This is a genomic window from Neisseria sp. N95_16 (genome assembly GCF_002551535.2).
Classification (GTDB): domain Bacteria; phylum Pseudomonadota; class Gammaproteobacteria; order Burkholderiales; family Neisseriaceae; genus Neisseria; species Neisseria brasiliensis.
Map to the genome: position 1 here is coordinate 1 of NZ_PDBT02000116.1, position 4,232 is coordinate 4,232.

The following is a 4,232-nucleotide window of genomic DNA, read 5'->3' on the forward strand; positions in this document are numbered from 1 at the left end:
TCTGCTGCCGCGTGAAAAGGGGGAAATGTGCCCGAGAATAGGGAATTTTAGGTAATGATTGGGGATTTTATGTTGAAAAAAAGCTTACTTAGTAACCTAAGTAAGCTTTTTTGATGGTAGGTAGGGTTTTGCAAAGGTCTCAGACTGCCTGTTGATGGAAACGACGTTTTACTTTTTGATTATTATTGGTTTTTTGGCCGGATTGATGGATGCGGCAGTCGGAGGCGGCGGTCTGCTGCAAATTCTCGGATTGTTTAATATCCTGCCGGGCACGCCGGTGCCGACCGTGTTGGGTGTGGGTAAAGTGGCATCGTTTTCCGGTACAGTCACCGCGACATGGCAATATGTGCGCAAAATTCCCGTGCCGTGGAAAATGCTGTTGCCGGCGGCGATGTTGGCGTTTATCGCTTCGTATTTGGGCGCCAAATCGGTGGCGTTTTTCCCGACCGAATACATGAAGCCGATTATGCTGGTCATCATGATTGTGATGTGTATTTATACTTTTTTGAAGAAAGATTTAGGTCAAATCCAGCGCACCGCCAAACTCACGCGCAAAGAAACCTTATGGGGCTTGTTTTTTGGCGCATTAATCGGTTTTTATGACGGTATTTTCGGGCCGGGTACAGGCAGCCTGTTGGCGTTTATTTTCGTGCGTTTTTACGGCTATGATTTTCTCACTGCTAATGCTTCGGGCAAGGTCATTAACACCACCACCAATTTTGCCGCGCTGACATTTTTTGTGCCGCATGGTCACGTGGTGTGGGCATGGGCAGTTACGTTGGCCATAGCAAATTTGTGCGGCGGCATCATTGGCGCGCGGTTGGTAATACGCGGCGGCACCAAGTTTCTGCGCTATGGTTTTATGTGTTTGCTGGTGTTGATTATCGGCAAATTTGCTTGGGATTTGTGGGTGTAAGTTGGCATCAAGAAAAGGCCGTCTGAAACATTTTGTTTCAGACGGCCTTGCTTATATTTATCTCATCAAGCGTTCAAATTCACCGCATGTTCGCGTGTTTCGTGGAACACAATGTCCGGCCAGCGCTCTTGGGTCAAGCCAAGATTCACGCGGTTGGGTGCGAGGTAGGCGAGGTTGCCGCCGGCATCGATGGCCAAGTTTCCCGCGTTGGCTTTTTCAAATTCGGCCAGTTTTTTCTTGTCGTCGCACGATACCCAGCGCGCCGACCAAATCGATGCGTTGTCGAACACGGCTTCTACGCCGTATTCGGCGGCCAAGCGTGAGGTGACGACTTCAAACTGCAACACGCCGACTGCACCCAAAATCAAATCCGCGCCCGATTGCGGTTTGAATACCTGCACCGCGCCTTCTTCGCCAAGCTGCTGCAAGCCTTTTTGCAGTTGCTTGATTTTAAGCGGGTTTTTAATGCGTACGCTGCGGAACAATTCCGGCGCGAAAAACGGAATGCCGGTAAACGCCAGCTGCTCGCCTTCGGAAAAGCTGTCGCCGATTTGGATATTGCCGTGGTTCGGGATACCGATGATGTCGCCGGCGTAGGCTTCTTCGACCAATTCGCGGTCGTGCGACATAAACGTCACCACGCTGGAGGCGGCGATGTCGCGGTTGATGCGCAGGTGTTTCATCTTCATGCCGCGCTCGAATTTGCCGGAGCATACGCGCAAAAAGGCGATACGGTCGCGGTGTTTCGGGTCCATATTGGCTTGAATTTTAAACACGAAACCGGAGAATTTTTCTTCGGTCGGTTCAACCACGCGCACGGTGGCATCGCGGCCTTGCGGTGCCGGTGCCCAGTCGATTAAGGAATTTAAGATTTCTTGGATGCCGAAATTGTTAATCGCCGAGCCGAAGAATACCGGCGTGAGTTCGCCCGCCAAAAATTCTTCCAAATCAAACTCGTTAGACGCGGCTTGCACCAATTCGATTTCATCGCGCAACTGTTGGATTTCCAAAGGGAAACGGCTTTCCAATTCAGGATTGTCAATGCCTTTAATCACGTCGAATTCGTGCGGCAAACGCTCGCCGCCGGCTTCAAACAGATACACTTCATCATTCAGAATGTGATACACGCCTTTGAAGTTTTTGCCCATGCCGATTGGCCAAGTCACGGGCGCGCAGCGGATTTTTAAGATGTTTTCTACTTCGTCGAGCAATTCCAGCGAATCGCGCACGTCACGGTCGTATTTGTTCATAAAGGTAACAATCGGCGTGTTACGCAGGCGGCAGACGTTTAAGAGTTTAATCGTTTGCGCTTCCACGCCTTTGGCGGCATCAATCACCATCAAGGCACTGTCAACCGCGGTCAATACGCGGTAGGTATCTTCCGAGAAGTCTTGGTGGCCTGGGGTGTCGAGCAGGTTGACGGTGTGGTCGTTGTAGTCGAACTGCATCACCGATGAGGCCACGGAAATGCCGCGTTGTTTTTCGATGTCCATCCAGTCGGAGGTGGCGAATTTGCCGGTTTTCTTGCCTTTCACTGTACCGGCGCTTTGAATCGCACCTGAGAACAACAACAGCTTTTCGGTTAGCGTGGTTTTACCCGCATCGGGGTGGGAAATGATGGCAAAAGTGCGGCGGTGGCGCACTTGTTCGGGGATATTCGACATAATGATTTTTCTAAAAATTTCAGGCCGTGCTTCAGACGGCCTGTTGAATAATAAAAGACGCGCAATTGTACAAAAAAACGCTTAAAGATTCAATGCTTGAATACGCAGAGGCCGTCTGAAAACTGGATTTTCAGACGGCCTGAAAGCTTGATACATCTTTCGGATTTGGCATATGGCTGTGAGTGGGCTTTAAGCTATGCTGATATCCGAGATGCTGACAAGTGTTCAATCTTGTTTCAACATCCAATCAACGGCGTACATCTTTTGGCGCATCGCCTTTTGGCCAGTCTTTGTGTTTGTGGGCAAACACCGGTCGATCCATGTGGCTCATGAAATCGGCTACGTCAACCGCTTCTTGGTCGGTCAGGCTGTTGGGTTGGCCAAACGGCATATTGCCTTTGATAAACGCGGCGGCAGTGTATGTGCGCGCCATGCCGGCGCCGTCGTTGAAGGAATTTTTACCGGCAACGGCAGGGTAGATATAGCCGCTGTTACCCGGCTGCAACATGCCTTCGCCTTGTTCGCCGTGACAAACCACGCATTTTTGTTCAAAAATGGCTTTACCGTTGACACGGTTTGGCACCAAATTTTTATCGATTTCAACAAAGCCGCGGCCTTCGGGGCTGTGTCCGGGCGGGATGTCTTTAGAAAGCCAAGTCATGTAGGCAATCAGATTGCGCATTTCGGTGCTGTCGTCTGCCAAAGGTTTGCCGTTCATCGAGCGCATAAAGCAGCCATTGATGCGCTCTTCGATGGTATCCACTTTGCCGCTGCGTGCGCGGTATAGCGGGAACAAGGCCGGTACGCCGTTCCACGGTGCAGCGTAAGGCGTAGAGCCGTTGCCCAAGTGGCAACTGGTGCAGTTTAAGTGGTTGCCGACGTGGTCGGGAACGCGCAGGGCGGTGCGGGTGGCAATATCCAAACCATCGCGAATGGCATCGCCTTCAGCGCCTTCCGGAATGGTTTTGACATCAACCAAGGTCACTTTGATGGTTTCGGTTTTGGCCGGTGCAGCAGGTGCGGAAGCTTTGACAGCTTCGGGCGCGGTAGCCACGGCAGACGCCGCCGGTTCGATTGGCTTCGCTTGCTCGGTTTGGCTGGTGTTGTTTGGGCTGCAGGCCGTTAAGCCGATACCGGAAATCAGTAAAAATAGGGTAAGGTTCCGCATGATCTTCTCCTTTTTTGTTATGGTTTTAACAGCTTAATCCATGATTCAAAACAAGTTTGTCATGGTAATTTATTTTTAGCATATATTTCTTTATGTAACAAATAAATTATATTATTTTTTATCAATGCGTTATGTGGAATCATTTCATAAGAAATAAATATAGTAGAATCAATTGCTTGATTGGATAACAAAAGGCCGTCTGAAAACTGGGTTTTCAGACGGCCTTACATTCGCCTAACAAGTGCAATTTCCAATAACAGAAAAGGCCAGTATGCGGTAGTATACTGCCTTTCCTGACAAGAAAGATTGCAATATGGCCTACACACAACTGACCTCACACCAAAGATACTACATTTCCAGACATTACCGCAACCTACCCCTAAACCAAATCGCACAGAACATCGGTTGTCATCCCGCCACCGTCAGTCGGGAAATCAGACGGCATTCCGTCAACGGAACCTACTGTTACCGAAAAGCACAACAG

General features: G+C 49.9%; 4 protein-coding genes. 2 read left to right on the forward strand and 2 right to left on the reverse strand.

Features of this window, described 5'->3' with window-relative positions; all coding sequences use genetic code 11:
• The first annotated feature begins 154 nt into the window (after positions 1-154).
• Positions 155-916, forward strand: a complete 762-nt coding sequence (locus CRG49_RS12360) for a sulfite exporter TauE/SafE family protein (RefSeq protein ID WP_369832044.1) — start codon at positions 155-157, stop codon at positions 914-916.
• A gap of 65 nt (positions 917-981) precedes the next feature.
• Here the strand turns inward: CRG49_RS12360 and CRG49_RS12365 are convergent, their stop codons facing one another.
• Both CRG49_RS12365 and CRG49_RS12370 read right to left on the reverse strand, forming a co-directional pair.
• Positions 982-2,580 carry a peptide chain release factor 3 gene (locus tag CRG49_RS12365; RefSeq protein ID WP_095502167.1) on the reverse strand — a complete coding sequence of 533 codons (1,599 nt, stop codon included), beginning with the start codon at positions 2,578-2,580 and terminating at the stop codon, positions 982-984.
• A gap of 247 nt (positions 2,581-2,827) precedes the next feature.
• Entirely contained in the window at positions 2,828-3,748 is a 921-nt protein-coding gene (locus CRG49_RS12370; RefSeq protein ID WP_095502166.1) for a c-type cytochrome, read from the reverse strand.
• Positions 3,749-4,061: 313 nt separating this feature from the next.
• On the opposite strand from CRG49_RS12370, the gene CRG49_RS14135 reads away from it, so the two are divergent.
• The coding region (locus tag CRG49_RS14135) for a helix-turn-helix domain-containing protein (protein ID WP_157807888.1) at positions 4,062-4,232 on the forward strand (171 nt) is incomplete at its 3' end.

Coding starts and splice junctions, on each gene's coding strand:
- CRG49_RS12360 (WP_369832044.1), top strand. CDS start 155: ATGGAAACGACGTTTTACTTTTTGATTATTATTGGTTTTTTGGCCGGA.
- CRG49_RS12365 (WP_095502167.1), bottom strand. CDS start 2,580: ATGTCGAATATCCCCGAACAAGTGCGCCACCGCCGCACTTTTGCCATC.
- CRG49_RS12370 (WP_095502166.1), bottom strand. CDS start 3,748: ATGCGGAACCTTACCCTATTTTTACTGATTTCCGGTATCGGCTTAACG.